The organism is Kribbella sp. NPDC004138, from assembly GCF_053603655.1.
This window is the reverse complement of record NZ_JBSGFZ010000007.1, coordinates 192,065-215,086: the sequence shown is the minus strand read 5'-3', so window position 1 is coordinate 215,086 and position 23,022 is coordinate 192,065. Positions and strand designations below refer to the sequence as shown.

The window sequence follows — 23,022 nt, the reverse complement described above, 5'->3', positions numbered from 1 at the left end:
GGTCAGTTGCCGGGCTGGTACCGCACGAGCACGCCGCCCACGCCCCACGGACGCGCCTCGATCAGCTCCAGCGCCACCGGCGAGCCGCCGCTCGGGAACGCGCTCTTCCCGGCGCCCAGCAGCACCGGACAGATCCGCAGCTGCACCTCGTCGACGAGCCCGGCCCGAAGCAACGACTGGAACAGCGCGATGCTGCCCCAGAGGATGATGTCCTTGCCGGTCTGCTCCGCCTTGAGCGCACGCACCGCGTCCAGGTCCCGGACCACCAGACCGGGCTCGTAATCGCCCCACGGCGCACTCGCCAGGGTCGTCGAGACCACCACCAGCCGGAGCGCGTTGAGTTTCTCGGCGATCGGCTCACCGGCCGACGCCTCGGTCGGCCAGAACCCCGCGAACAGCCGGTACGTCTCGGCGCCCAGCAGCATCGTGTCGACGCTGTCGAGCAGCTCGAGGTTGTCGGTGTCGGGAGCCGCGCCGATCGCGTCGAAGAACTCCAGCCCGCCGTCCGGCCCGGCAGCGTACCCGTCGAGCGTCACGTACTCCTGGAAGATCAGCCGCCTCATGACCGGAGGCTACCCGAAATGTTTCCCCTCACCGCGTGCCACGGCGAGCAGCACGAGGCCCGCCAGAACCAGCAGAACGACCATGGTGACGACGAATGTCAGCACTTCTCTCCCCGAATCCCCACTACCAACACCTTGCCTGACGCGCTCAGCGCACCAGAAGTTCCCGGAACGCCTTGGCGATCTCGCCGACCTGCCAGTCCAGTGTGGCCGGCGTCATCACCAGCTCGACCCACGACCACCCGGGGACGTCGGCCGGCTGCCACGCACCGCACAACGCCTCGCGGGTGCGCTCCATCCGCTCGACGGCCGCCTGCTCGATCGACCCGGCCGGGCGCGGCGCGTAGACGCGGAACGAATTCGTGTGCGGCGGCTCGGGAAAGACGCGGAAACCCTCGCTCTGCAAGGCCATTGCGACCTCGACGGCACGCTGGTACAGGTCGTCCATCAGCGGCAGCACCGTCCGCAGACCGTGGCGCGCGGAGACGGCGTACGGGAACAGCGAGTACAGGTTGCCGCCCAGCCGGCGCTGCCACCGCCGTACCTCGGCGATCACGTCCTCGGGGCCGGCGAGCGCTGCCCCGCTGATACCGCCCAGCACCTTGTAGAACGACACGTACACCGTCGACGCCAGCGCGGCGATGTCAGCGAGGCTGTGCTCGAGGTACGGCGTGCTCTCCCACAACCGTGCCCCGTCCAGGTGCAACGGTACGCCGCGCTCCGCACAGGACTCGGAGAACACGACCAGCTCGTCCCAGGTCGGCAGCACGAACCCGGCGTCCCGTAGCGGCAGCTCCAGCGTGACCGCGGCCAGCTTGCCCGGAATCGCGGCCAGCTCGTCCGGCCGCGGCTGGCGTGGCTCCGACGTCAGCCGCTCGATGCGCAGGTGGTGCACCTCTTCCAGCGCGTTCAGTTCATGGACAAGCAGGTGGGCGAGTCCGTGCACCGCGACCCGGCTGGTGCCCGCACGGTCGGCGTACACGCGCAGGACGCTCTGCTGGGCCATGATTCCGGTCGGCATGAACACGGCGGCCGGCTTGCCCAGCAGGTCCGCAACCTCTCGCTCCAGCGCGGCGACCTCACCGCCGTTGCCGTAGCCATCGACCTCGTCGTCTGTGGCGACCTCAGCGAGCTGCCGCAACCGGTCCGGTGCCGGCACACGCCGATGCGACAGCCAGCGCTCACAGCTGTCCGCTGCGTTCTTCCGGCGCTCTCGCAGGTCCTCGGAGGTAGTAGCCACAGCTCCATCCTCTCGTGTCCCGCAACCGGGTTAGATGGTGGCTGTGATCAGATGTCTTCCTTGCACCGTCCTGATCTCGACCGAGCGCACCTGATCCGGTGGAACCAGCACACCGCCGCCGAACGTGCTCCCGCTCTTCGCGGCCTTCTCCGAAACGAGCCAGCTGCCTGCGATCCAGGCCTCGCCGTCCTTGTCGGTGACGACCATCTCGCACTCGTCACCGGCTTGCAGGCCAGTCACCTCCACCCGCACCCAGCTCCAGCCCGCGCGGGGCTCCACCGTGGCGGCCATGGTCGCGCCGGTGTTCGTGTCCGAGGTCGTGACCTGCCTGGATCCCGCAACAGGCTGATCGCCGGCCGGTGCGGTCGACCGGCCGAGGACGACGCCTCCGCCGAGCGCACCGGCCACCACGACCGCGGCCGCCGCGATCAGCAACCAGCGGGAACGACGCTTCGGCGATGCCTGCACCTGAGGCTCCCGGACCTCCCGCAGCGTGCGCTGCAGCAGCAGGTCGCCGTCCTCGGGCGGTCCGTCCAGGAACGCCTCCGGCGGCACCTCGCCGAGGAAGTCCTTCACCTCGGTCAGCTCGGCCAGCTCCGCGCGGCACTCCGCACAGGTGGCCAGGTGCTCGTCGACGGCCTCGGCCTCGGCCGCATCCAGCGCGCCGAGGGCGTAGGCGCCCAGTTGCGTACGGTCGTGCTCACTCATGGGACACCTCCGCTGCTTTCCCTGCCATCACCGCGCGCAGAGCTCGGAGGGCGTAGTACGAACGCGATTTCACCGTACCCGGCGGAATCCCCAGTTCCTTGGCGGCCTCGGCGACGGACCGGCCGCGGTAGTACAGCTGGACGAGTACGTCGCGGTGCTCGGGCGACAGGGTGTCCAGCGCGTCCATCACCACCATGGTGTTCACGACGGACTCGGAATGGTCCCCTTCGACCGGCGGCCGGTCCAGGACGTCCGCCACCTCGGCCGGCCGCACCGCACGCGCCCGGGCCCGGTCGGTGACCAGGTTGCGCGCGACAGTCAGCAGCCAGCCCCGCACCGACCCTCTGCCGCCGGTCAGGTCGTCCGCGTGCTTCCACGCCCGCAGCAGCGTCTCCTGCACGACGTCCTCGGCCGCGGCGCGGTCTCCGGTGAGGCGGGTCGCGTACGCGAGCAGGCTGCGGCCGTGCTCGGCGTACAGCGTCCGGATCAGCGTCTCGGCGTCGTTCGGCGCTGGGTTGTCACCCACCGACCGCACGATACCGGGATCGGTCGGCGCCCACACCACAACGGCACCAGTCGGATCAGTAACCGTAGCCATTGCCGGAAGCGCCCGGCTTGGTGGTGACCTTCTGGCCGTCCGCGCCGACCACCCACCAGACACCGCCGACAGCTTGCCCTTTGGCCTCACCGGGCTGGCTGTCGCTGGCGAACAGGTAGAGCGGCATGCCCTTGATGGCCAGCTGCTTGGTGCCGTCGGAGCGGTTCACCGTGCTGACCAGCGACGCGTCGATGCCGTCGAGCTGCGGCGTCCCCGCACCGGCCGCGACCGCCGGCCACTTCGCGAGGCAGTCCCCGGAGCAGTTCGACGTACCGGAGGTGTCCTTGTCGAACACGTACACCGTCCGCCCCTTGCCGTCGACAACGATCTTGCCGTAGTCGCCGACCTCCGCGACGGTCAGCTTCGCCGCGGCCGGCGCCGCGGACGCGGCGGGCGCCGAGCCCGAACCCGAGCCGTACCCCGAGTCGTTACCTCCACAGGCCGTCAGCCCGGCCAGTCCGAGCACGGACGCAGCGATCACACTGCCCAGTCGCTTCATCGGAATCCTCCTCGGTCGCCCGATCCGTCACCCGCCATACGTGCGGATCCCGCAACCGGTTCAACCGCGAGGGTTATCGTCACCGGCATGAGCCCAGACAAGCCCGCAGAGATCCCCGCAGCCGTCCGGCGTGCGCTCGCCGCGATCGACGCCCTGGACAACGACGCGTTCGTGGCGGCGTTCGCCGAGGACGGCTACGTCGACGACTGGGGCCGCGAGTTCCGCGGCCACGACCGCATCCGCTCTTGGAGCGACAACGAACTGATCGGCAAACGCGCCACCTTCACCGACAGCCGGGTCACCACCCCCGGCAACCCCCTCACCATCCTCACCCAGGTAGGCGGCGACGGCTTCAACGGCCCGTCCCACTTCACCTTCCAGCTCCAAGGCGACCTGCTCGCGTCAATGACGATCACGGCCTGAGATCCTCAGACCGCCCGGACGGTCAGCAGGTCGTCCAACCCGTTGAAGTCGGCAGGATTCCGCGTGTACAGCGGCAGGTTCCGGCTCGATGCGATCGCCGCGATCATCAAGTCCATCCACCGCGGTCGTGGGTCACGTCCGATCGCGACCGTCAGCGCCACCAACGTCCCGTACCGGGTCGCTGCGTTGCCGTCGAAAGGCAGCGGGTCGAACATCTTGGTCGCCGAGCTCAGCACCTCCGCCCGAGTTGCGCGAGTGAACGGATCCTTGGCCATCCCGACACCCTGGTGAAGCTCGGCCAGCGAGATGGCCGTCATCTCCCAGCGTTCCGGGAGGTCTTTCGTCTCCAGAGCCAGTAGGTCGATGTAAGTGCAGGTGTCAAGGACACCCACCGGTGGCCGCTCGCTCACGGGCGCTCGAACGGATCGTCGTCGCCGATCCGGTCCTCGGAGCCGAAGAACTCGTCAGCCTCTCTCCGCATCGCGGCGGCGTCGATCCGTGGCAGCAGCCGAGCCTCGGCGAGAAGTTCCTCGGTCGTGGGCTGACGTCGCCGGGTCAGCGGCCGCAGCTCCGCGACCTCGGTGCCGTTCCGCGTGATGTGGTAGGTCTCGCCCGCCTCGACAGCGCCGGCCGAGGCAGTCGCACGCGAGCGGCAGCTCGCAGACCGCCGGCGGCAGCCGGCAGCACGCCGGCGCCAGCCGGAAACAGATGCACCGCGCTGAGCGGGGGGTGGGGGGAGCGCGCGGAGTGGGTGCGCTGAGGAGCGCAGCGACGAAGTGAGCGCCCGCGTAGCACGCGGGGCTCGTCCGTTGTGCCTAGACGGGTTCGGGTTCGCGGATTCGCTGGGAGATGACCGCGGAGACGCCGTCGCCGCGCATGGTGACGCCGTACAGGGCGTCGGCGACCTCCATGGTGCGCTTCTGGTGGGTGATGACCAGGAGCTGGCTGTTCTCGCGGAGTTCCTCGTAGATCTCCAGGAGGCGGCCGAGGTTGGTGTCGTCCAGGGCGGCCTCGACCTCGTCGAGGATGTAGAACGGCGACGGGCGGGCCTTGAACAGGGCGACCAGGAACGCGACCGCGACCAGCGACCGCTCGCCGCCGGACAGCAGCGACAGCCGCTTGACCTTCTTGCCCGGCGGGCGGGCCTCGACGTCGATGCCGGTGGCGAGCATGTCGTCGGGGTCGGTCAGCACGAGGCGGCCCTCACCGCCCGGGAACAGCCGGCTGAAGACGTGCTCGAACGCCGCCTCGACGTCCCGGTAGGCCTCGGTGAAGACCTGCTCGACCCGCTCGTCGACCTCCTTGACGATGTCCATCAGGTCCCGCCGGGATTTCTTCAGGTCCTCGAGCTGCTCGGAGAGGAACCGGTGCCGCTCTTCCATCGCCTCGAACTCCTCGAGCGCGAGCGGGTTGATCTTGCCGAGCTGGTTCAGTGCCCGCTCGGCCTGCTTGAGCCGCTTCTCGACCTTGGTCCGGTCGAACGGCTCCCCCTCCAGCTCGAGCGTCTCCTCTTCGCCGGCCTTGGGCAGCGGCGGCACCAGCTGGTCCGGCCCGTACTCCGCGACCAGCGCGTCCACCTCGATGCCGAGCTCGCCGAGCGCCTTCTCGTACAGCGCCTCGAGCCGCATCTTCTGCTCGGCCCGCGCGAGCGCGTCGCGGTGCACGGTGTTGGTCAGCTGCTCCAGCTCGGAGCTCAGGTTCCGGGTCGCGGACCGCGCCTGCGCGAGAGCCTGCTCCCGGTCGGAGCGCTGCGCCTGGATCGTGGCCCGCTCGGACGCGGCCAGCTGCAGTGACTGCTCCAGCCGCGCCAGCACGTGACCGGCCGCCAGGTGTACGGCCTGCGCCGCCTCCGCCTGCCGGGCCCGCCGCGCCGCGCGGGCGATCGCCCGGGCGCGTGCCTCCCGCTCCTGCCGGGCCGCGCGCTCCAGCGAGTCCGCACGCCCGGACAGCGCCCGGGCCCGCTCCTCGGTGGTCCGCAGCGCCAGCCGCGCCTCCATCTCGGCCGCGCGCCCCGCCTTGGCCTCTTCGGCCAGCCGGTCGCGCTGCGACGTGTCGGGCTCGTCGCCCTCCTCGTCGAACGCCTCGGCGTCCATCAGCCGCTCTTCGAGCTCGGCCAGGCCGGACAGGTTCTTGTCGCGCTCCTCCTCAGCCGCGGCGATCGCCTCGGCCATCCGCTGTGCCTCGCCGCGGGACGCCTTGGCCAGCGACCCGAAGTGCGCCAGCTGCTCGGCCACCGCGGCCATCGCCGCGTCCGACTCGTGCAGCCGGGCCAGCGTGATCTCGACGGACTCCTTCTGCCGGGCCCGCTCGTCTTCCAGGGCCTGCAGCTCGAACCCCAGCCGCTCGCTGCGCGCCGTCGCCTCGGTCAGCTTCTCGGCTGCCTCGTCGACCGCGGACTGCACCTCGATCAGGCTGGGCGCCGCGTCCGAACCGCCGTACGCGAAGTGCGCGCCGAGGACGTCGCCCGCACGCGTCGTACAGGTGACGTCGGGCAGATTCCGGACCAGGGAACGGGCCGCGCTCACGTCGTCGACGACCGCGACCTTGCGCAACAGCCGCCGCAGCGCGGGCCGCAGCGTCTCCGGGCAGTCGACGACGTCCACGGCGTACGACGCGCCGTACGGCAGCGCCGGCCACAGCGCGTAGTCGTCGGTCGGGGCGTCGCCGAGGAGCAGCCCGGCGCGGCCGAGGTCGTGCTCCTTGAGGTGCCCGACGGCGTGCAGCGCCGCGTCGGTGTGGGTGACGGCGACCGCGTCCGCGGCCTCGCCGAGCGCCGCCGCGATCGCGGTCTCGTACCCGGACCGGACGCTCAGCAGCGCGGCGACCGATCCCATCAGGCCGTTCACCTGCTCGGAGGCGGCCAGCAGCGCGCCGGCCCCGTCCTTGCGGTTCAGGCCGAGCTCGAGGGCTTCCTTCCGCGCCGCCAGACCGGTGCGCTCACGCTCGGCGTCGCGCTCCTCGGCCCGCACCTTGGCCAGCCGCTCGTCCATCTCGTCGAGAACGGCCTGGGCGGCCTCGAACTGGTCGTCGAGGCCCTTCTCGCCGGCGTCCAGCCCGGCGACCTGGGTCTCCAGCGCGGTGAAGTCGTGCTGGGCCTTCGCGGCCCGGGCCTCGGCCTCACGCCTGTTGGTGGCCAGCCGGCCGATCTCGGACTCGGCGGCGGCCGCGCGGCTCTTCAGCGCGTTCACCTGACCGGTCAGCCGGGCCAGGCCCTCGCGGCGGTCGGCGGCGGCCCGGATCAGCGCCGAGATCCGGCGCTCCTCCTCGGCCTCCTGGGCCTCCAGTTGCTGGCGACGCTCGACGGACTCGGCGAGCAGCTCGGAGTGCGCCTCGACCTCGGCCTCGATCTGGGCCTCGGTCTCACGGACCCGGGCGGCTTCCAGTTCGAGCTCTTCGGGGTCACGTCCCGAGCGCGGCCCGTCCTCGGCCTCGTCGTTCAGCGAGCGGATCCGGTCCGCCGCGATCCGCGCCGTGCCCTTGATCTTCTCGCTGAAGCCGGACAGCTGGTACCAGGTGTCCTGGGCGGCCTGCAGCGCCGGCGCGTCCTCGCGGAGCGCGTCCTCGAGCTCCGCCTCCAGCTCCCGGGCCTCGCGCAGCTTCGCCTCGGTCTCGGTACGGCGCTCCGTCAGGCGGGCCTCGTCCCGCAGCTCGGCCTCGAGTGCGGACTGGGCCTGGACGATGTCGTCGGCGAGCAGCCGGGCGCGGCCGTCGCGGACCTCGGCCTGGATCGTCACCGCGCGGCGCGCCACCTCCGCCTGGCGCCCGAGCGGCTTGAGCTGCCGGCGGATCTCGGTGATCAGGTCCCCGAGCCGGTGCAGGTTGCCCTCGGTGGCCTCCAGCTTCCGGATCGCCTTTTCCTTGCGCTTGCGGTGCTTCAGGACACCGGCGGCCTCCTCGACGAACCCGCGGCGGCCTTCCGGCGTGGCGCGCAGGATCGAGTCCAGCTGGCCCTGGCCGACGATGACGTGCATCTCGCGGCCGATACCGGAGTCGCTGAGCAACTCCTGGACGTCGAGCAGGCGGCAGTTCTGGCCGTTGATCTGGTAGTCGGACCCGCCGTTGCGGAACATCGTCCGGCTGATCGTCACCTCGGCGTACTCGATCGGCAGCGCGCCGTCGGTGTTGTCGATGGTGAGCACCACCTCGGCGCGGCCGAGCGGGGCGCGGCCGGAGGTGCCGGCGAAGATGACGTCCTCCATCTTGCCGCCGCGCAGCGACTTGGCGCCCTGCTCCCCCATCACCCAGGCCAGTGCGTCGACGACGTTGGACTTTCCGGAACCGTTCGGTCCGACGATGCAGGTGATGCCTGGTTCGAAGTTCATCGTCGTCGCGGACGCGAACGACTTGAAGCCCCGGAGCGTCATGCTCTTCAGGTACAAGGCGAAGGTCTCCAACCCGTGAAAGGACAGACGGTACCGAAGGAACCGCCGTAGCTGTTCGTCACGCTGCCGCTACCCGGGGGAAGTTGTTCCGCTTCGCAGTCTACAAAGAGATCTGCGGAATCCGGCGGAGGCCAGGCCGGTGGGAGACGGCCGGCGGAAGATCTGGGAGCACAACATTCGGTGAACACACAACCGGCGGAGGCCCGGACGGGGGCCACCGCCGTACAGAGTGTAGTGACGGTAAAGAATGTACCTCTGCCGCGTCAGACCGAGGCGGGAGTGCGCAGCGCCTCGTCGACGGTGAGCAGCCGACCCTCGTGGATCTGGGCCACCAGGTGGTCGTTCTCTGCCTGCAGACGCATGACGTGCGCCTCCAGATCTGCGACACGCCGGTTGAGCAGACGAACCTGCTCGAGCATGCGCGGGTCAGTGCCTCCAAGATGCCCTAGAAGAGCCTTGGCCATTGTGCTGTCCTCCGGAAGGGTTCTGGCCGATGCGCTCCAGGTCGAGGTCCAAGACGGAGCGCTGAAAAGTTGTGCCGTCTTTCAGGGTGACACCGCCGACGCCGACCGGTCAACCTGGGCCACGTTTATTAACGATACCTCGCTCACCAGCGAACATGGCGCGGGACGGGCTGACATTTCGGGCACCGGTACGACGAACGGTTCATGAACGGTTCGCGACGGATCGGCCGGCCGTCCCGCGGGCACGGCGATCCCTCCTGCCCGTAAACGTTGAGGCCGCGCTCGAAGTATCCGGACTCCCCATTCACGTTGACGTACAGCGCGTCGAAGCTGGTGCCACCAACGGTCAGTGCCTCGGCCATCACCGCCTGCGCCTGGTCGAGAATCCCCTTTGCCTGCGAGGGTTTGAGCGTTTCGGTGGCCCGCGCGTAGTGCAGCTTGGCGCGCCACAACGCCTCGTCGGCGTAGATGTTGCCGATCCCGCTGACCGCGGTCTGGTCGAGCAGCGCTCGCTTCAGCCCGGTACGCCGCCGGCGGATCTTGGCGGCCGCCGCGTCCGGATCGAACAGAGGATCGAACGGGTCGCGGGCGATATGGGCGATCTCGGCGGGCAGCTCGGCGCCGCCCTCGGAGTAGGACAGACCACCGAACATCCGCTGGTCCACAAAACGGACCTCTCCGCCGCCGTCGGCGAACCGGAACCGGACCCGCAGATGGGGTTCGTCGGGCGCGCCGACCGGCTGGACCCGGAACTGCCCGCTCATTCCGAGATGGGTGAGTACCGCATCACCGGACGTCAACGGCAGCCACAGGTACTTGCCGCGGCGAGCGGGCTCGGCGAACACCTGGCCCTTGAGCCGGGACACGAAATGCTCCGGCCCGGCGGCGTGCCGCCGTACCGGGCGCGGGTGCAGCACCTCGACGGACTCGATGGTCCGGCCGGTGGTGAACTCGGCCAGACCCCGCCGTACGACTTCTACTTCCGGGAGCTCGGGCACCTCAGGGCTGTGACGGATCCACGCTGTCGGGATGCGCGGCGCGCAGAGCCTTCCAGGCAGTCTCGGCGGCCTGCTGCTCGGCTTCCTTCTTGCTTCGGCCGATGCCGTGACCGTACGTGTCGGAGCCGATCCGGACCCGGGCCTCGAACGTCTTCGCGTGGTCCGGTCCGGACTCCGAGATCACGTACTCCGGCACGCCGACGCCGAGCTGGGCGACCAGCTCCTGCAGCGAGGTCTTCCAGTCCAGGCCGGCGCCGAGCCGGGCCGACGACTCCATCAGGTCGTCGAACAGCCGGTGCACCACCCCGCCCGCGACCTCGAAGCCGCGGTCCAGGTAGACGGCGCCGATCAGCGCCTCGACGCAGTCGGCGAGGATCGACGACTTGTCCCGGCCGCCGGTGGCCTCTTCCCCGCGGCCGAGCCGCAGGTACTTGCCCAGCTTGAGCTCGCGGGCGACACCCGCGAGCGCACGCATGTTGACCACCGCGGCCCTGAGCTTGGCCAGGCGGCCTTCGCTCAGGTCCGGGTGGTTCCGGAACAGCGACTCCGTGACGATGACGCCGAGCACGGAGTCCCCGAGGAACTCCAGCCGCTCGTTCGTCGGCAGCCCACCGTTCTCGTACGCGTACGAGCGGTGGGTGAAGGCGTGCTCCAGTAGTTCGTCAGCCAGCGATACGCCGAGCCGCTGGTTCAGCTCGGCGTAGAGCCCCGTTTCGTTGGCAGAGTTCACTGGGTTGGTGCCGTTTAGCTCTCGACGACCTGGCGACGCTCGCCCTTGGCGCCGTACTGGCCGCAGTTCGGGCAAACGGTGTGCTGCAGGTGCTTCGCGCGGCAGGCGGGGTTCACGCAGGTGACCAGCGACGGGGCAGTGGTCTTCCACTGGGCCCGGCGGCTGCGAGTGTTGCTGCGCGACATCTTCCGCTTCGGAACGGCCACGGTTATGACTCCTCGGTTCGGCCGGAGGCCTTGGTGGACCCGGCCGGCTCAGTCTGACGTTTTCGGTACTGCTGGTGGAGCTGTCTTCAGTTGTCCTGCTCTTTGTCGTCGAGCAGTCCGCCGAGGGCGGCCCAGCGCGGGTCGCTCCGTTCCTCGTGTTTGTGGCCGGGCTCGTCCGCCAGGCGAACCCCGCAGTCGGGGCACAGACCCGGACAGTCGTCCGTACACAACGGCTGGAACGGCAGTGCGAGCACCACCTGGTCCCTCAGCACCGGCTCGAGGTCGATCAGATCGCCCTCCAACCGGCTGGCCTCGTCCGGCTCGGCGTCGCTCTCCGGATAGACGTACAGCTCCTGGACGTCAGCGAGGAACTCGTCCTCGATATCGACCAGGCACCGCGCGCACTCCCCGACCAGGCGGCCGCGGGCCGTTCCGGTGACGAGCACCCCTTCGACCACCGATTCCAGCCGTAGATCGAACTGGATCGGATCGCCTTCGGGGACGCCGATCACGTCGATTCCGAGATCGGCCGGCGCCGGCGCCGTGAAGGTGACTTCGCGTTGGGACCCGGCGCGGCGTGTCAGCTCGTGCGTGTCGATCACGAGAGGGGACCGCGGGTCCAAGACGCTCAGAGCAAACCTTTCAGGCGTGGGCAGGCATGAACTCGGTCTCGTCGAGACCGGTTGTCAAGACTACCAACTCCGCGGCTTCGCGCCCAATCCGGGGGATGCTAGAGCGTGTCCAGTAACCGAGCGTGAACGGCCGGTGTCACGAACGTGCTGACGTCGCCGCCGAGGCGGGCGATCTCCTTCACCCAGCTCGAGGAGATGAAAGCGTTCTCCGGCGCGGTCGGCAGGAAGAACGTGTCGACCCCGGTCATCCGCCGGTTCAGCTGCGCCATCTGCAGCTCGTAGTCGTAGTCGGCGGCCGAGCGCAGGCCCTTCACGATCACGCCGGCGCCCTCGGCGCGGCAGTAGTCGACCAGGAGCCCCTCGAAACCGCCGACGCGGACGTTCGGGAACGGGGCGACGAGTTCGGTGAGCATCTCGATCCGCTCCTGCGGGCCGAACAACCGGTTCTTCGACTGGTTCACGCCGGTCGCGACGATCAGCTCGTCGAAGGCGGCCGCCGCCCGGGTGACAATGTCGAGGTGCCCGACCGTGGGCGGGTCGAAGGTCCCTGGAAAGACCGCCTTACTCATGGCGGTGACCGTACCAAAGCCGGGCCTCGCCGTACTTGCGGTCGCGCAGCGCGGCGAATCCCTCCGGCCAGTCCCACGGCTCGCGTTTCCCGCGCTCGACGACCACGACCGCGTCGCCGGCGAGCCAGCCGTTCGCGGCCAGGTCGGTCAGGACGTCCTGCAGCTCCACGGTCTCGAGCTTGTACGGCGGGTCCGCGAACACCAGGTCGAACACCGCCGGCGGCTCACCGGCCGTCACCTTCTCCACGGGCCGGGTCAGCAGCATGGCGCCGGGCAGGCCGACCACTTTGATGTTGGCGGCGATCACGTCGGCGGCCCGCCGGTCCGACTCGACCAGCACGGCCTTCGCGGCCCCTCGGGACAGCGCCTCCAGCCCGATCGCGCCCGATCCGGCGTACAGGTCGAGCACGGCGAGCCCGTGGAAGCTGCCGAACTCCGACTCCAGCGACGAGAACAGCGCCTCCCGGACCCGGTCCGCGGTCGGCCGCGTCCCGCTCCCGGGCGGTACGCCGATCCGCCGCCCACCCGCCGCTCCGCCGACGATGCGCGTCAAGTTTTCTCCAGATACTCGGTGGTCTCGGACTCGAGCGCGCTGCGGACGACGGACCGTAGCGCCGGGTACTCGGCCAGCTCGGCGTCGACCGAGACGATGGAGTTCGCGACGTGCCGGGCCGCGAGGATGATGTCCTCGTCGCGGAGCACGCTGAGCAGCTTCAGGCTCGACCGGCGGCCGGACTGCGCGACCCCGAGGACGTCGCCCTCGCGGCGGGTCTCCAGGTCGATTCTCGACAGCTCGAACCCGTCGGTCGTCGACGCGACCGCGTCCAGCCGCCCGTACGACGTGGAGCCTGCCCACAGGTCGGTGACCAGCAGGCACAGCCCGGGCACCTTGCCGCGGCCGACCCGGCCGCGCAGCTGGTGCAGCTGCGAGATGCCGAACCGGTCGGCGTCCATGATCACCATCGTCGAGGCGTTCGGTACGTCGACCCCGACCTCGATCACCGTGGTCGCGATCAGGACGTCGATCTCACCGGCCGCGAACCGGGACATGACGGCGTCCTTCTCCTCGGCCGGGAGCCGCCCGTGCAGGATCTCGACGCGCAGGTCGTGCAGGATCTCGGCGAGCGCCTCGGACACTTGCAGTACCGAGATCGGCGGCCGGGCCTGCTTCTTGCCTTCTTCGTCGTCGGCGACCAGCTCGCCTTCCTCGTCGGTCGCGTTCTTCACGTCGTCCCCGATCCGCGGGCACACGACGTACGCCTGGTGGCCCTTCGCGACCTCCTCGCGGACCCGCGCCCAGGCCCGCTGCAGCCAGTCGGGCCGCTCCTTGGCCGGGACCACGGACGACTGGATCGGAGACCGGCCGGCCGGGAGCTGGGTGAGGGTGGAGACCGCGAGGTCGCCGAACACGGTCATCGCGACCGTCCGCGGGATCGGCGTCGCGGTCATCACCAGCACGTGCGGGGTGTTGTCGCCGGACTTCGCACTCAGCGCGGCCCGCTGCTCGACACCGAACCGGTGCTGCTCGTCGACCACGACGAGCCCGAGGTCGGCGAACTGGACCTTGTCCTCCAGCAGCGCGTGCGTGCCGACGACGATCCCGGCCGCGCCGCCGGCCGCGTCGAGCATCGCCGTACGGCGGCCCGCGGCGTTCAGCGAGCCGGTCAGGAGGCCGACCTTGGTGGCGTTCTCCGCACCGCCGAGCATGCCCTGCTCGGCCAGGTCGCCGAGCATCTTGGTGAGCGTTTTGTGGTGCTGGACGGCGAGCACCTCGGTCGGCGCGAGCAGGACGGCCTGGCCGCCGTTGTCGACCACGGACAGCATGGCCCGCAGCGCGACGACGGTCTTGCCGGAGCCGACCTCGCCCTGCAGCAGGCGGTGCATCGGATGCGGCCGGGCGAGGTCGGCGAAGATCTCCTCCCCCACCTCGGCCTGACCCTCGGTCAGCGCGAACGGCAGCCGCTGGTCGAACTCGTCCAGCAAGCGGCCCGTCACGCGCGGCCGCGGTACGGCGTTCAACGCGTCGGTCACCGCGCGGCGCTGGGCGAGGATCGTCTGCATCACCAGCGCTTCCTCGAACCGGAACCGCCGCTGCGCGTCGTCGATGTCCTTCTCGGCGTCCGGCAGATGCACCTTCCGCAGGGCCTCGCGGAGCCCCATCAGCTTCTCGGTGCGCAGGATCAGGTCCGGGATCGGGTCCTCGACGCGGTCGTCGAGGCTGTCCAGGACGATCTTGACCGACCGCTCGATCGTTGCGGTCGGCAACTTCGCGGTGGCCGGATAGAGCGGGCGGAACGGGCGGGCCCGGCGCTCGATCTCGGCCTCGGTGAGGTCTTCCTCGTCGAGCACTTCGGTGCCCGGGTTCTTCAGCTGCATGGTGGTGCGGAACATCGTCACCTCGCCCCAGAACAGGGCGGCGGTGCCCGGCTTCAGCTTCTCCAGCAGCCAGGGCTGGTTGAAGAACGCCAGCTCGATGTCGTTGCGGCCGTCGGTGACCACGACCTTGGTGATCGTCCGCTTCTTGCGGAACTTGTAGGCATCCTCGGCCTTGATCTCGAGCTTGGTGTCCAGCGTCCGGGCGGTGACCTTCTTGACCCGGCCGTTGACGGTGGCCTGGTCGCCGACCTCCAGCTCGTCGAACGGGGTCAGCTCGCCCTTCTTCAGGTACCGCCTCGGGTAATGCCGCAGCAGTTCGCCGACGGTCTCGATCTCGAGCACGTCCGCGAACGTCTTCGCCGTCTTCGCCCCGAGGAAGTCCCGGAGCTTGCGGTCCATATCGCCACTCATTCCAACACCACTCATTCGACCCCGATCAGGAGCGGATACCTGTCCTGTCCTCCGTCGTACACCATGACGTCGACATCTTTGCGGTGCCGGCGGACGTGGCGCTCCACGGCGTCGGCCAGTGCCGGGTCGGCGTCCCGGCCGGTGACGACGGTGAGCAGTTCGCCGCCGCCGCCGAGCAGCCGGTCGACGACGCCGAGCGCGGCCGCCTCGAGGTCGTCGGTGATCAGCGCGAAGTCGCCGTCGACGACGCCGAGCGCGTCGCCGATCCGGCACCGGCCGGCCATCGTCCAGGCGTCCTTGACCGCGATCGTGACGGCGCCGTGCCGGGTCTGCCCGGCGGCGGCCGACAGGTGTACGACGTCGTCGTCGAAGCTGCGCTCGGGGTCGTGGACGGCGATCGCGGCGAGGCCCTGGACCTGCGCGCGGGTCGGGATCACGGCGACCCGGAGGCCGTCCTGGCGGGCGGCGGTGGCGGCGGCTTCGGCGACCGCGATCGAGTCCTGGTCGTTGGGCAGGATCACGATCTCGGGCGCCTGCGACTGCTCGATCGCCTGCAGCAGCTCGCCGGTGGAGCAGCGCCGGCCGGGGCCGCCGCGGATGATCCGGGCGCCGGCCTCGGCGAACAGGCCGGCCAGTCCGTCGCCGGCGACGACCGCGATCACCGCCCGGCCGGGAGCCGGCTCGTGGTGGTGGGCCTGGTCCTCGAAGTGGGTGACGCGAATCCGGTGCGGGCGGCCGATGTCGATGCCGTGCTCGATCGCGGCACCGACGTCGTCGGTGTGCACGTGGACGTTCCAGAGCCCGTCGCCGCCGACCACGACGACCGAGTCGCCGAGCGCGGCCAGGCTCTGCCGGAAGTCGCCGATCTTGTCGTCGGACGCGTCGAGCAGGTACATCACCTCGTACGCCGGCCCGTCCTGGCTCTCGGCGCTGTCACCCTGCGGCTCGACCCGGGCGGGGACGTCGACCCGCACGTGCCGGCCGGTGAGCACCGATTCCATCGCGCCCAGGATCACCACCAGACCTGCTCCCCCGGCGTCGACGACGCCCGCGCGCCGCAGTACGTCGAGCTGCTCGGTCGTCCTGCTCAGCGCCTGGCGGGCGGAGGCGACCGCGGCGAGGCAGACGTCGGCGAGGGTCTTGCCGTCGTTGGCGGCGGTCATCGCGCCGGTGGCGGCGGCGCGGGCGACGGTGAGCATGGTTCCTTCGACGGGCTGCGCGACGGCCCCGTACGCGGCGTCGGCGGCGTACGTGAGCGCGTCGGCGAACGCGGCGGCCTCGCTCATCCGGGGGTCGGCCAGGACGCCGCTCTCGCGGTCATGCGGCAGGTTCTCGTCGAGGCGGAGGCCGCAGGCGCGGATCAGCTGGGAGGTGATCACGCCGGAGTTGCCGCGGGCGCCGAGGAGCGCGCCGCGGCCGAAGGCCTGGATCGCCTCGGTGAAGCTGAGCTCACCCTTGGGCAGCGCGTCGCAGGCGGCTTCCCAGGTCAGGTAGAGGTTGGTGCCGGTGTCGCCGTCCGGCACCGGGTACACGTTCAGCTCGTCGATCCCGGTCCGCGCCGTCGCCAGATCGGCCAGCGCGGTCCGGGCCCAGGCTCGCAGCACCTCAACGGTCAGTTCCTCCACGCCCGGAAGGCTAACGCGTAGGGTTCCCGGGTGAGCGGTGGCAGGAGTGTGTTGTTCTCGGCGGCGGCCGACAGTTACGAGTTGGCCGTGCGCGAGATCCGGGGCGAGTTCGGGCGCGACGTGCGGATCCAGCGGGTCGGCGCGGAGCTCGGGCGGGTCGACGGGCCGTCGGTGCGCGACCTGGCCGCGGCCTGCGACGCGGGGCGGATCATGTTCGTCCGGCATCTGACCGAGGAGATCGCGAGCTTCGAGGAGCTGCCGCCGTCGTACGAGCTCGCCGAGGTGATCCTGGGTGAGCTTCCGCAGTACCCCGAGGCGCTCGCCGTCCAGGCCTGGACCGACGACGCCGGGACCGGCGGGTCGTACTACCACCGCATCGAGGAGGCCCTGACCGGCCGCGGCGTGGCCGTCACGCGCTCCGGGCAGGAGTACGTCGTCTCGTGCTTCGTCGGCCGGAAGGCGATCCTGCTCGGGCTGAACCGGCGCGCGGACAGCCTGTCGGACTGGCCGGGTGGGCGGATGCGGCTGGCCCGTGGCGACGAGCGGGTGTCGCGGTCGGAGTTCAAGCTGGAGGAAGCGATCGCGACCTTCGGGCTGGAGCTGCCCGCGCACGGGAAGGCCGTCGACCTCGGCGCCGCACCGGGCGGCTGGACGCGGATCCTGCGGCAGCACGGGCAGGAGGTGTGGTCGGTCGACCCGGGGGCGCTCGATCCGCGGCTGCGCGGCGACCGCCGGATCCACCACGAGGCGACGACGGCGGGCCGGTTCTTCGCCGCGAACCGGGTGCGTTTCGACGTGGTCGTCAACGACATGCGGATGGATCAGGTGACGAGCGCCCGGATGATGCTGGACGCGGCCGGGCACCTGCGCCGCAACGGTCTGGCGATCGTCACGCTGAAGGGCGGCGGCCGGAACCCGCTCGACGGCGCCCGCCGCGGCCTCGACGTGCTCCGCGAGCAGTACGACGTACGCGACGCCCGCCAGCTCCACCACAACCGCAACGAGATCACTGTGGTGGCGGCCAAACGCGAATAGGCGCCCGGGCTGTTGCCCGGGCGCCTGTCCGAAAGGCCCTACACGGAGTGAAAGCTGAGATCAGCCGACGACGCGCTGGACCTTGCCGGCCTTGATGCAGGACGTGCAAACCTTCATCCGGGTCGGGGTGCCCTTGATGAGCGCCTTGACCGGCTGAATGTTGGGGTTGAACCGCCGCGGCGTGCGAGCCTTGACCCGGCGGATCATCGCGCCCTTACCCAGGCGGGCAACGCTGTTGCCGAACGTCGGCTGCTTGCCGCAGACATCGCACTTCTTAGACATGATTCTCCGTGTTCAGGGTCGTTACTCCGACAGATCATGTTACATGGGTGTCAGCCACCCACCAATTCGGCCGTCAGGCCGTGAGGTAGGCCACTTCGTCCTCGGTGAGCGTGACCAACAGCCCCGGCGTGGAGGTCCGGGTCTCGCTCACGTGCCGCGGCCCGATCAGCGGGAACACCGGGTACGGCTGGTGCAACAGCCAGGCCAGCGCGATCGCTGTGGGCTCGACGCCCTTGGCCGCCGCGAGCTCCCGCGCCCGGTCCAGCCTACGGAAGTTCTCGTCGGAGTAGAAACAGCGCACCAGTTCGGCGTCCGAGGTGTCCTCCGGCTTGGCCCGCCCGGTGAAGAACCCGCGCGCCTGGCTCGACCACGGGAACAGCGCGACCTGCCGCTCCCGCAGCCACTTCTGCGACGCGTCGTCGCTGACGTGCCGGCAGCCCGCCCACGGTACGTCGTACGCCCGCGCGAGGCTGAGGTGGTTGCTCAGCAGTGTGAACGGCTGCTTGCCGTTCGCCTCGGCGTACGCGTTGGCCTCGTCGAAGCGCTCGGTGGACCAGTTGGAGCCGCCGAACGCCTTGATCCGGCCGGCCTTGAAGTGCTCGTCGAGGACGTCGACGAACTCCGAGACCGCGATGTCCTCGTTGTCGCGGTGCATGAAGTACAGGTCGACGTGGTCGGTCTGCAGCCGCTCGAGGCTCTCGTGCAGCTGCCGGGTGATCGACTCGGGGTCGCAGTACGGCGTGTGCGCGCCCTTGCCGATCACCACGACGTCGTCGCGGTTGCCGCGCGACGTCATCCACTGCCCGAGCAGCTTCTCACCGCGCCCGCCGCCGTAGATGTACGCCGTGTCGAAGGTGGTCCCGCCGCGCTCGACGAAGTCGTCGAAGATCACCGCGGCGTGCGGCAGCGTCTGCTGGTTGTCGACGCCCATGACGAGCCGGGAGACCTGCTTGTCGACGCCCGGCACCGTGCCGTACGTCATCGGGGCGTCGGCGCGCCGGCTGAGCGGCCGGCCGGTCGCGGTCGGGATGATCGCGTCGTCCCGCTCGCTCGCGTACTGCTGCCCGATCGCGGCCCGCCACTGGTCCTGGACGGTGAGGTTGCCGAGCGTGTCCGCCCAGCTCATCTCCGGCGCCTCCTGCGCGCCGGAGGCGATCGCCGCCTGCACCGCCTCGGCCTCGGCCGTGTAGATCAGGGCCGGCTCCGCGGACAGCTCCCGCGGCTCCTCCCCCACCTTGTGCAGGACGACCTTGTTCGGCTTGCCGTCGCCGCCGAACCACGGGTCGTCGACCTGGAGGTAGCCCTTGCTGCCGTAGATCCGGACCTGGTTCCGGTCGGCGAGCCGGACGCCGGTGCTGACCTGAGCGGTGACGCCGCCGTCGAAGAACAGCGTCGCCACGGTCCATTCGTCGGCGCCGGTCTCGCCGACATGGCCCACCGCGTTCACGGCGGCCGGTTCGGCGTACGGCTGTCCGATCGCGGCGCCGGCGATCAGCCGGGCTATCGACACCGGGTACCCGCCGACGTCGAGGATGCCGCCGCCGGCCAGGTCGTCGGCGAAGATCCGGCTCTCCGGCCGGAACCCGGCGGCGAACGCGAACGTGGCCTGGATCTGGTGGACGGCGCCGATCTCGCCGTCGCGGACCAGTTGGGTGATCAGCTTGGTCTGCGGCAGGCACCGGTACATGTACGCCTCCATCAGGAAGACGTCGTTGCGTACGGCGGCCTCGATCATCGCCTCGGCCCACGCCCGGTTGATGGCGAGCGGCTTCTCGCACAGCACGTGCTTGCCGGCCTCGGCCGCCTTGATCGCCCACTCGACGTGCATCGGGTGCGGGGTGGCGATGTACACCGCCTCGACGGCCTCGTCGGCGAGCAGGTCGTCGTACGAGCCGTGCCGGTTGGCGATGTCCCACTTGTCGGCGAACGAGTTCGCCGACTCCAGCGACCGGCTGCCGACGGCGACGACCTCGTTGGTCGCCGACGTCGGCACCTGACTGGCGAACCGGGACGCGATGTTGCCGGTGCCGATGATGCCCCAGCGGAGCTTGTGGTCAGTCAAAGGAGATCCCGTTGTTGGTTGTGGTTTCGGGTCAGAACTTCATGGCGCCTGCTGCGAGGTCCGCGATGAACGAGCGGGCACCGATCAGGAAGACGCCGATCAGGGGGATGACGCTCATCAGCGCACCGGCCATCACCATCGAGTAGTCGGTGCCGTAGATGCCGTTGAGCTGGTCGAGGGCGACCTGGAGGGTGAGGCGGTTCGGGTCCGTCATCACGATCAGCGGCCACAGGTAATCGTTCCAGACGTTGATGAAGGTGAAGATCCCGAGGAAGGCCAGACCGGGCCGGAGCACCGGCAGGCCGACGGTCAGGTACTGCCGGAAGAACCCGGCGCCGTCGACCTTGGCGGCCGAGATGAGCTCGTCGGGGATGGCGCCCTTGGCGTACTGGCGCATCCAGAAGATCCCGAACGCGTTCGCCGCGCCCGGAACGATGAGGGCCTTCAGCGACCCGATCCAGCCGAACTCGGCGAGCGTCACGAACTGCGGCACCAGCGCCAACTGGGACGGGATCATGAAGGTCGCGAGCAGGATCCCGAACAGCAGGTTCCGGCCGGGGAACTGGTACTTCGCGAACGCGAACGCGGCGAGCGAGTCGAAGAACAGCACCAGGACGGTGACGCCGAGCGACGCGACCAGCGTGAGCAGCATCGAGCCGAAGAAGTCGATGTTGTCGAGCACCTTGCCCATGTTCTCGAACAGGTGCGAGCCGATCACGAGTTTCGGCGGGTAGCTGAAGATGTCCGGGGTGGTGTTGGAGGCCATCACCACCATCCAGTAGAACGGGAAAAGAGAGACGAGCACGCCGAGCATCAGCACGACGTGACCGACGGCAGTGCGCACGCGTTCAACGGACATCTGCGGCCTCCCTCTTGGCATTCTGGGCTGCGATCCTGCGTTCCACTCGCCGAGCGGCGCGTCGGGTCAGGCGTTCGTCGTCGGTGCCGCCGATCAGCCGCCAGTTGATGATGCTGAACAGCACGATCAGGATGAACAGCGCCCAGCCGATCGCGGCGCCGTACCCGAACTGGTTCTTGATGAACGCGCTCTGGTACAGGTACGACACGATGGTGAGACCGGCGTCGCCGGGTCCGCCGATGTTGTTGGTGTCGCCGAACAGCACCCGGGACTCGGTGAAGATCTGCAGGCCGCCGATCGTCGAGGTGACCGCGGTGAACAGGATGACCGGCCGCATCATCGGCACGGTGATCCGCCAGAACGTCTGCCGCGGACTGGCGCCGTCGACCTTGGCGGCCTCGTACACATCGGCCGAGATCGCCTGCAGGCCGGCCAGATAGATGATCGCGTTGTAGCCGACCCAGCGCCAGGTGACGATCGTCGCGATCGCGATCTTGATGCCCCACGGCGAGGTCAGCCATTCGACCTGGCCGACTCCGATCGACTGCAGGAACGCGTTCAGCAGGCCGAAGTTGTTGCTGAAGATCGAGCCGAACACCAGGGTGATCGCGACCACCGAGGTGACGTTGGGGATGAAGTACGCGATCCGATAGAAGGTGCGCAGCCGGGTCGCGTTGTGCAGCGCGTTGGCGATCACCAGCGCGAGCAGCAGCATCGGCACGGTGGACAGCACCCAGATGATCAGGGTGTTCCCGATCGTCTGCCAGAACGTGGCGTCGCTGAGCAGGTAGCGGTACTGCTCGAGGCCGACCCAGGTCATCTGCCCGATGCCGTCCCAGGAGTGGAACGAGATCCAGATCGAGAACAGCACCGGGAACGCGCCGAAGATCGCGAACAGGATGAAGAACGGCGACACCGCGGCGTACTGCGGGAACGCCTGCCTGAACTTGTTCGGCGGCTTCTCGGTAGCGGTCGCGGCCGGGGTGACCGCGGCGGGGATCGTCTTGCTGGTCACGGCCATGTCAGATCGCCCCCGCCCGGGTGAGTTCCCGCTCGACCTGGTGCTGGGCGTCCGCCCAGGCGAGATCCGGGTCCTTGCCGGAGGCCTCGACGTTCACCAGTTCCTTGCCGATCGGCGTACCGACGATGCTGTCGTACGGCGAGAAGAAGGCGCCCGGGTACTTCTTCGCGGACTCGGCGAACACGTCGACGATCTTCTGGCCGCCGAAGAACGGGTCGGGCGCCGCGAGCTTGGGGTCGGTGTAGCTGGCCGGCGTCGACGGGAAGAGCACCGGGTCGAGGAACGCCTGGGCCTGGTTCTTCGCCGACTCCAGCCAGCTGATGAACGCGAACGCGGCCTCGGGGTTCTTGCAGTACTTCGTGATCGCCAGGAAGGACCCGCCGCGGTTGCCGGCGCCACCAGGAGCCGCCGTCACCCGCCAGAGTCCCTTGGTCTTCGGCGCCGCGTTCTTCGGCCCGAGCTGGGCCCACCAGACGGCCGCGTTGTAGGCGACGAGCTTGCCGTTGGTGACGACCGCGTTCTTGTCGGTCGAGTTCTGCGCGTTCGCCGAGAGGCCTTCCTTGACGACCCGGACGGCCAGGTCGAACGCCTGCCGGACGTGGTCCTGGTCGCCGATGTACTGCCCGTCCTCGGTCATGTAGCGCTTGGGCTGCTGCGCCATCCGGTAGTCGAAGATCCCGCTGATGTTGTCGGTGATGGCCGAGCCCGGCACGGCCTGCTTGAGCTTCTTGCCGAGCTCGATGTAGGCGTCCCAGTCGGGTGCGAGCTCCGCGACCGCGGCCGGATCGATGTCGACACCGGCCTTGGTGAGGATGTCGCTGCGGTAGAACAGCGCGGTCGGTCCGGTGTCCATCGGGTACGCCATCATCTTGTTCTCCGGCGTGATCCCGAGCTTCCACTTCCAGGGCAGGAAGTCCTTCTCGAGGTCCTTCGCGCCGAGTTCGAACAGGTCGTGGAACTGGTCGGCGTTCGGGAAGTAGGTCGCGACGTCGTCGTTGATCGCGACGATGTCCGGGACGAGGGACTTGCCGGCCAGCGCGGTCAGCACCTTGGTCTTGTAGTTGGAGCCGATCCGGGTCATCGCCAGCTTCATGGCGTCGAACCCGGGGATCGCCTGCTCCGCCTGGCCGATCAGGTCGTCGTTGACGGATCCGACCCACGTCCACATGCTGAGCTCGTGCGATCCGCCCAGTGAGCTGCGGGATCCGCAGCCGGTGAGACTCGCGGCGGCTGCGGCTGCTGCTGATGTGCCGACCGCGAGGAAGTGCCTTCTGCTCAGGGTCATAGCCTCACCTGGCGCTTTCTGTTGGTTTTCGCCGGAAGGTGTCCACATATGTTT

Annotated in this window: 22 protein-coding genes; 2 read left to right on the top strand and 20 right to left on the bottom strand. The window is 69.6% G+C overall.

Features of this window, described 5'->3' with window-relative positions:
• Nucleotides 1–2: 2 nt before the first annotated feature.
• The 5 genes from ACWEOO_RS12240 to ACWEOO_RS12220 form a co-directional block, all read right to left on the bottom strand.
• Nucleotides 3–563 (bottom strand): dihydrofolate reductase family protein, encoded by a 561-nt coding sequence (locus ACWEOO_RS12240; protein ID WP_452142990.1) that lies wholly within the window; start codon nucleotides 561–563, stop codon nucleotides 3–5.
• A gap of 148 nt (nucleotides 564–711) precedes the next feature.
• The gene (locus ACWEOO_RS12235) at nucleotides 712–1,803 is read right to left on the bottom strand and encodes a threonine aldolase family protein (protein ID WP_452142989.1); all 1,092 of its coding nucleotides are present in this window, start codon (nucleotides 1,801–1,803) and stop codon (nucleotides 712–714) included.
• Nucleotides 1,804–1,833: 30 nt separating this feature from the next.
• Nucleotides 1,834–2,511 carry an anti-sigma factor family protein gene (locus ACWEOO_RS12230; protein ID WP_452142988.1) on the bottom strand — a complete coding sequence of 226 codons (678 nt, stop codon included), beginning with the start codon at nucleotides 2,509–2,511 and terminating at the stop codon, nucleotides 1,834–1,836.
• Entirely contained in the window at nucleotides 2,504–3,037 is a 534-nt protein-coding gene (locus ACWEOO_RS12225) for a sigma-70 family RNA polymerase sigma factor (protein ID WP_452142987.1), read from the bottom strand. The genes ACWEOO_RS12230 and ACWEOO_RS12225 overlap by 8 nt, the downstream gene beginning before the upstream one ends.
• Nucleotides 3,038–3,092: 55 nt before the next feature.
• Nucleotides 3,093–3,608, bottom strand: coding sequence for a COG4315 family predicted lipoprotein (locus tag ACWEOO_RS12220; protein WP_452142986.1), 516 nt, complete (start codon nucleotides 3,606–3,608; stop codon nucleotides 3,093–3,095).
• A gap of 87 nt (nucleotides 3,609–3,695) precedes the next feature.
• Between ACWEOO_RS12220 and ACWEOO_RS12215 the strand changes: the two genes are divergently transcribed.
• Entirely contained in the window at nucleotides 3,696–4,031 is a 336-nt protein-coding gene (locus ACWEOO_RS12215; protein WP_452142985.1) for a nuclear transport factor 2 family protein, read from the top strand.
• Nucleotides 4,032–4,036: 5 nt separating this feature from the next.
• Here ACWEOO_RS12215 and ACWEOO_RS12210 read toward each other — a convergent pair whose 3' ends face one another.
• The 10 genes from ACWEOO_RS12210 to ACWEOO_RS12165 all read right to left on the bottom strand — a co-directional run bounded on the left by ACWEOO_RS12210 (nucleotide 4,037) and on the right by ACWEOO_RS12165 (nucleotide 16,424).
• Nucleotides 4,037–4,423 (bottom strand): VapC toxin family PIN domain ribonuclease, encoded by a 387-nt coding sequence (locus ACWEOO_RS12210; protein WP_452142984.1) that lies wholly within the window; start codon nucleotides 4,421–4,423, stop codon nucleotides 4,037–4,039.
• 423 nt (nucleotides 4,424–4,846) lie between these two features.
• The gene (gene smc / locus ACWEOO_RS12205) at nucleotides 4,847–8,395 is read right to left on the bottom strand and encodes a chromosome segregation protein SMC (protein WP_452142983.1); all 3,549 of its coding nucleotides are present in this window, start codon (nucleotides 8,393–8,395) and stop codon (nucleotides 4,847–4,849) included.
• Between the two features lie 625 nt (nucleotides 8,396–9,020).
• Nucleotides 9,021–9,875 (bottom strand): bifunctional DNA-formamidopyrimidine glycosylase/DNA-(apurinic or apyrimidinic site) lyase, encoded by an 855-nt coding sequence (mutM, locus tag ACWEOO_RS12200; RefSeq protein WP_452142982.1) that lies wholly within the window; start codon nucleotides 9,873–9,875, stop codon nucleotides 9,021–9,023.
• A gap of 1 nt (nucleotide 9,876) precedes the next feature.
• Nucleotides 9,877–10,605 carry a ribonuclease III gene (gene rnc / locus ACWEOO_RS12195; RefSeq protein ID WP_452142981.1) on the bottom strand — a complete coding sequence of 243 codons (729 nt, stop codon included), beginning with the start codon at nucleotides 10,603–10,605 and terminating at the stop codon, nucleotides 9,877–9,879.
• Between the two features lie 14 nt (nucleotides 10,606–10,619).
• The gene (gene rpmF, locus ACWEOO_RS12190; RefSeq protein ID WP_130387616.1) at nucleotides 10,620–10,811 is read right to left on the bottom strand and encodes a 50S ribosomal protein L32; all 192 of its coding nucleotides are present in this window, start codon (nucleotides 10,809–10,811) and stop codon (nucleotides 10,620–10,622) included.
• An 86-nt stretch (nucleotides 10,812–10,897) separates the two neighbouring features.
• Entirely contained in the window at nucleotides 10,898–11,413 is a 516-nt protein-coding gene (locus ACWEOO_RS12185; RefSeq protein ID WP_452142980.1) for a YceD family protein, read from the bottom strand.
• A gap of 128 nt (nucleotides 11,414–11,541) precedes the next feature.
• On the bottom strand, nucleotides 11,542–12,012 hold the full coding sequence (gene coaD, locus ACWEOO_RS12180) for a pantetheine-phosphate adenylyltransferase (protein WP_363714794.1): 471 nt from the start codon (nucleotides 12,010–12,012) through the stop codon (nucleotides 11,542–11,544).
• Nucleotides 12,005–12,565: a 16S rRNA (guanine(966)-N(2))-methyltransferase RsmD gene (rsmD, locus tag ACWEOO_RS12175; RefSeq protein ID WP_452142979.1), complete on the bottom strand. Its 561-nt coding sequence runs from the start codon at nucleotides 12,563–12,565 to the stop codon at nucleotides 12,005–12,007. Before rsmD ends, coaD begins: the two co-directional genes overlap by 8 nt.
• Complete coding sequence (gene recG / locus ACWEOO_RS12170; RefSeq protein ID WP_452142978.1) at nucleotides 12,562–14,799, bottom strand: ATP-dependent DNA helicase RecG; 2,238 nt, start codon at nucleotides 14,797–14,799, stop codon at nucleotides 12,562–12,564. The genes rsmD and recG overlap by 4 nt, the downstream gene beginning before the upstream one ends.
• Before the next feature lie 11 nt (nucleotides 14,800–14,810).
• Nucleotides 14,811–16,424: a DAK2 domain-containing protein gene (locus ACWEOO_RS12165; protein WP_452142977.1), complete on the bottom strand. Its 1,614-nt coding sequence runs from the start codon at nucleotides 16,422–16,424 to the stop codon at nucleotides 14,811–14,813.
• Nucleotides 16,425–16,454: 30 nt separating this feature from the next.
• Between ACWEOO_RS12165 and ACWEOO_RS12160 the strand changes: the two genes are divergently transcribed.
• Complete coding sequence (locus ACWEOO_RS12160; protein ID WP_452142976.1) at nucleotides 16,455–17,459, top strand: SAM-dependent methyltransferase; 1,005 nt, start codon at nucleotides 16,455–16,457, stop codon at nucleotides 17,457–17,459.
• A gap of 60 nt (nucleotides 17,460–17,519) precedes the next feature.
• On the opposite strand, the gene rpmB is transcribed toward ACWEOO_RS12160, so the two are convergent.
• The 5 genes from rpmB to ACWEOO_RS12135 all read right to left on the bottom strand — a co-directional run bounded on the left by rpmB (nucleotide 17,520) and on the right by ACWEOO_RS12135 (nucleotide 22,968).
• Entirely contained in the window at nucleotides 17,520–17,741 is a 222-nt protein-coding gene (rpmB, locus tag ACWEOO_RS12155; RefSeq protein ID WP_131463921.1) for a 50S ribosomal protein L28, read from the bottom strand.
• A 73-nt stretch (nucleotides 17,742–17,814) separates the two neighbouring features.
• The gene (locus ACWEOO_RS12150) at nucleotides 17,815–19,803 is read right to left on the bottom strand and encodes an aldo/keto reductase (RefSeq protein WP_452142975.1); all 1,989 of its coding nucleotides are present in this window, start codon (nucleotides 19,801–19,803) and stop codon (nucleotides 17,815–17,817) included.
• A gap of 31 nt (nucleotides 19,804–19,834) precedes the next feature.
• On the bottom strand, nucleotides 19,835–20,662 hold the full coding sequence (locus ACWEOO_RS12145; RefSeq protein WP_359930633.1) for a carbohydrate ABC transporter permease: 828 nt from the start codon (nucleotides 20,660–20,662) through the stop codon (nucleotides 19,835–19,837).
• On the bottom strand, nucleotides 20,652–21,683 hold the full coding sequence (locus ACWEOO_RS12140) for a carbohydrate ABC transporter permease (protein WP_452142974.1): 1,032 nt from the start codon (nucleotides 21,681–21,683) through the stop codon (nucleotides 20,652–20,654). Before ACWEOO_RS12140 ends, ACWEOO_RS12145 begins: the two co-directional genes overlap by 11 nt.
• A gap of 1 nt (nucleotide 21,684) precedes the next feature.
• Nucleotides 21,685–22,968, bottom strand: coding sequence for an extracellular solute-binding protein (locus ACWEOO_RS12135; RefSeq protein WP_452142973.1), 1,284 nt, complete (start codon nucleotides 22,966–22,968; stop codon nucleotides 21,685–21,687).
• Nucleotides 22,969–23,022 lie beyond the last annotated feature (54 nt).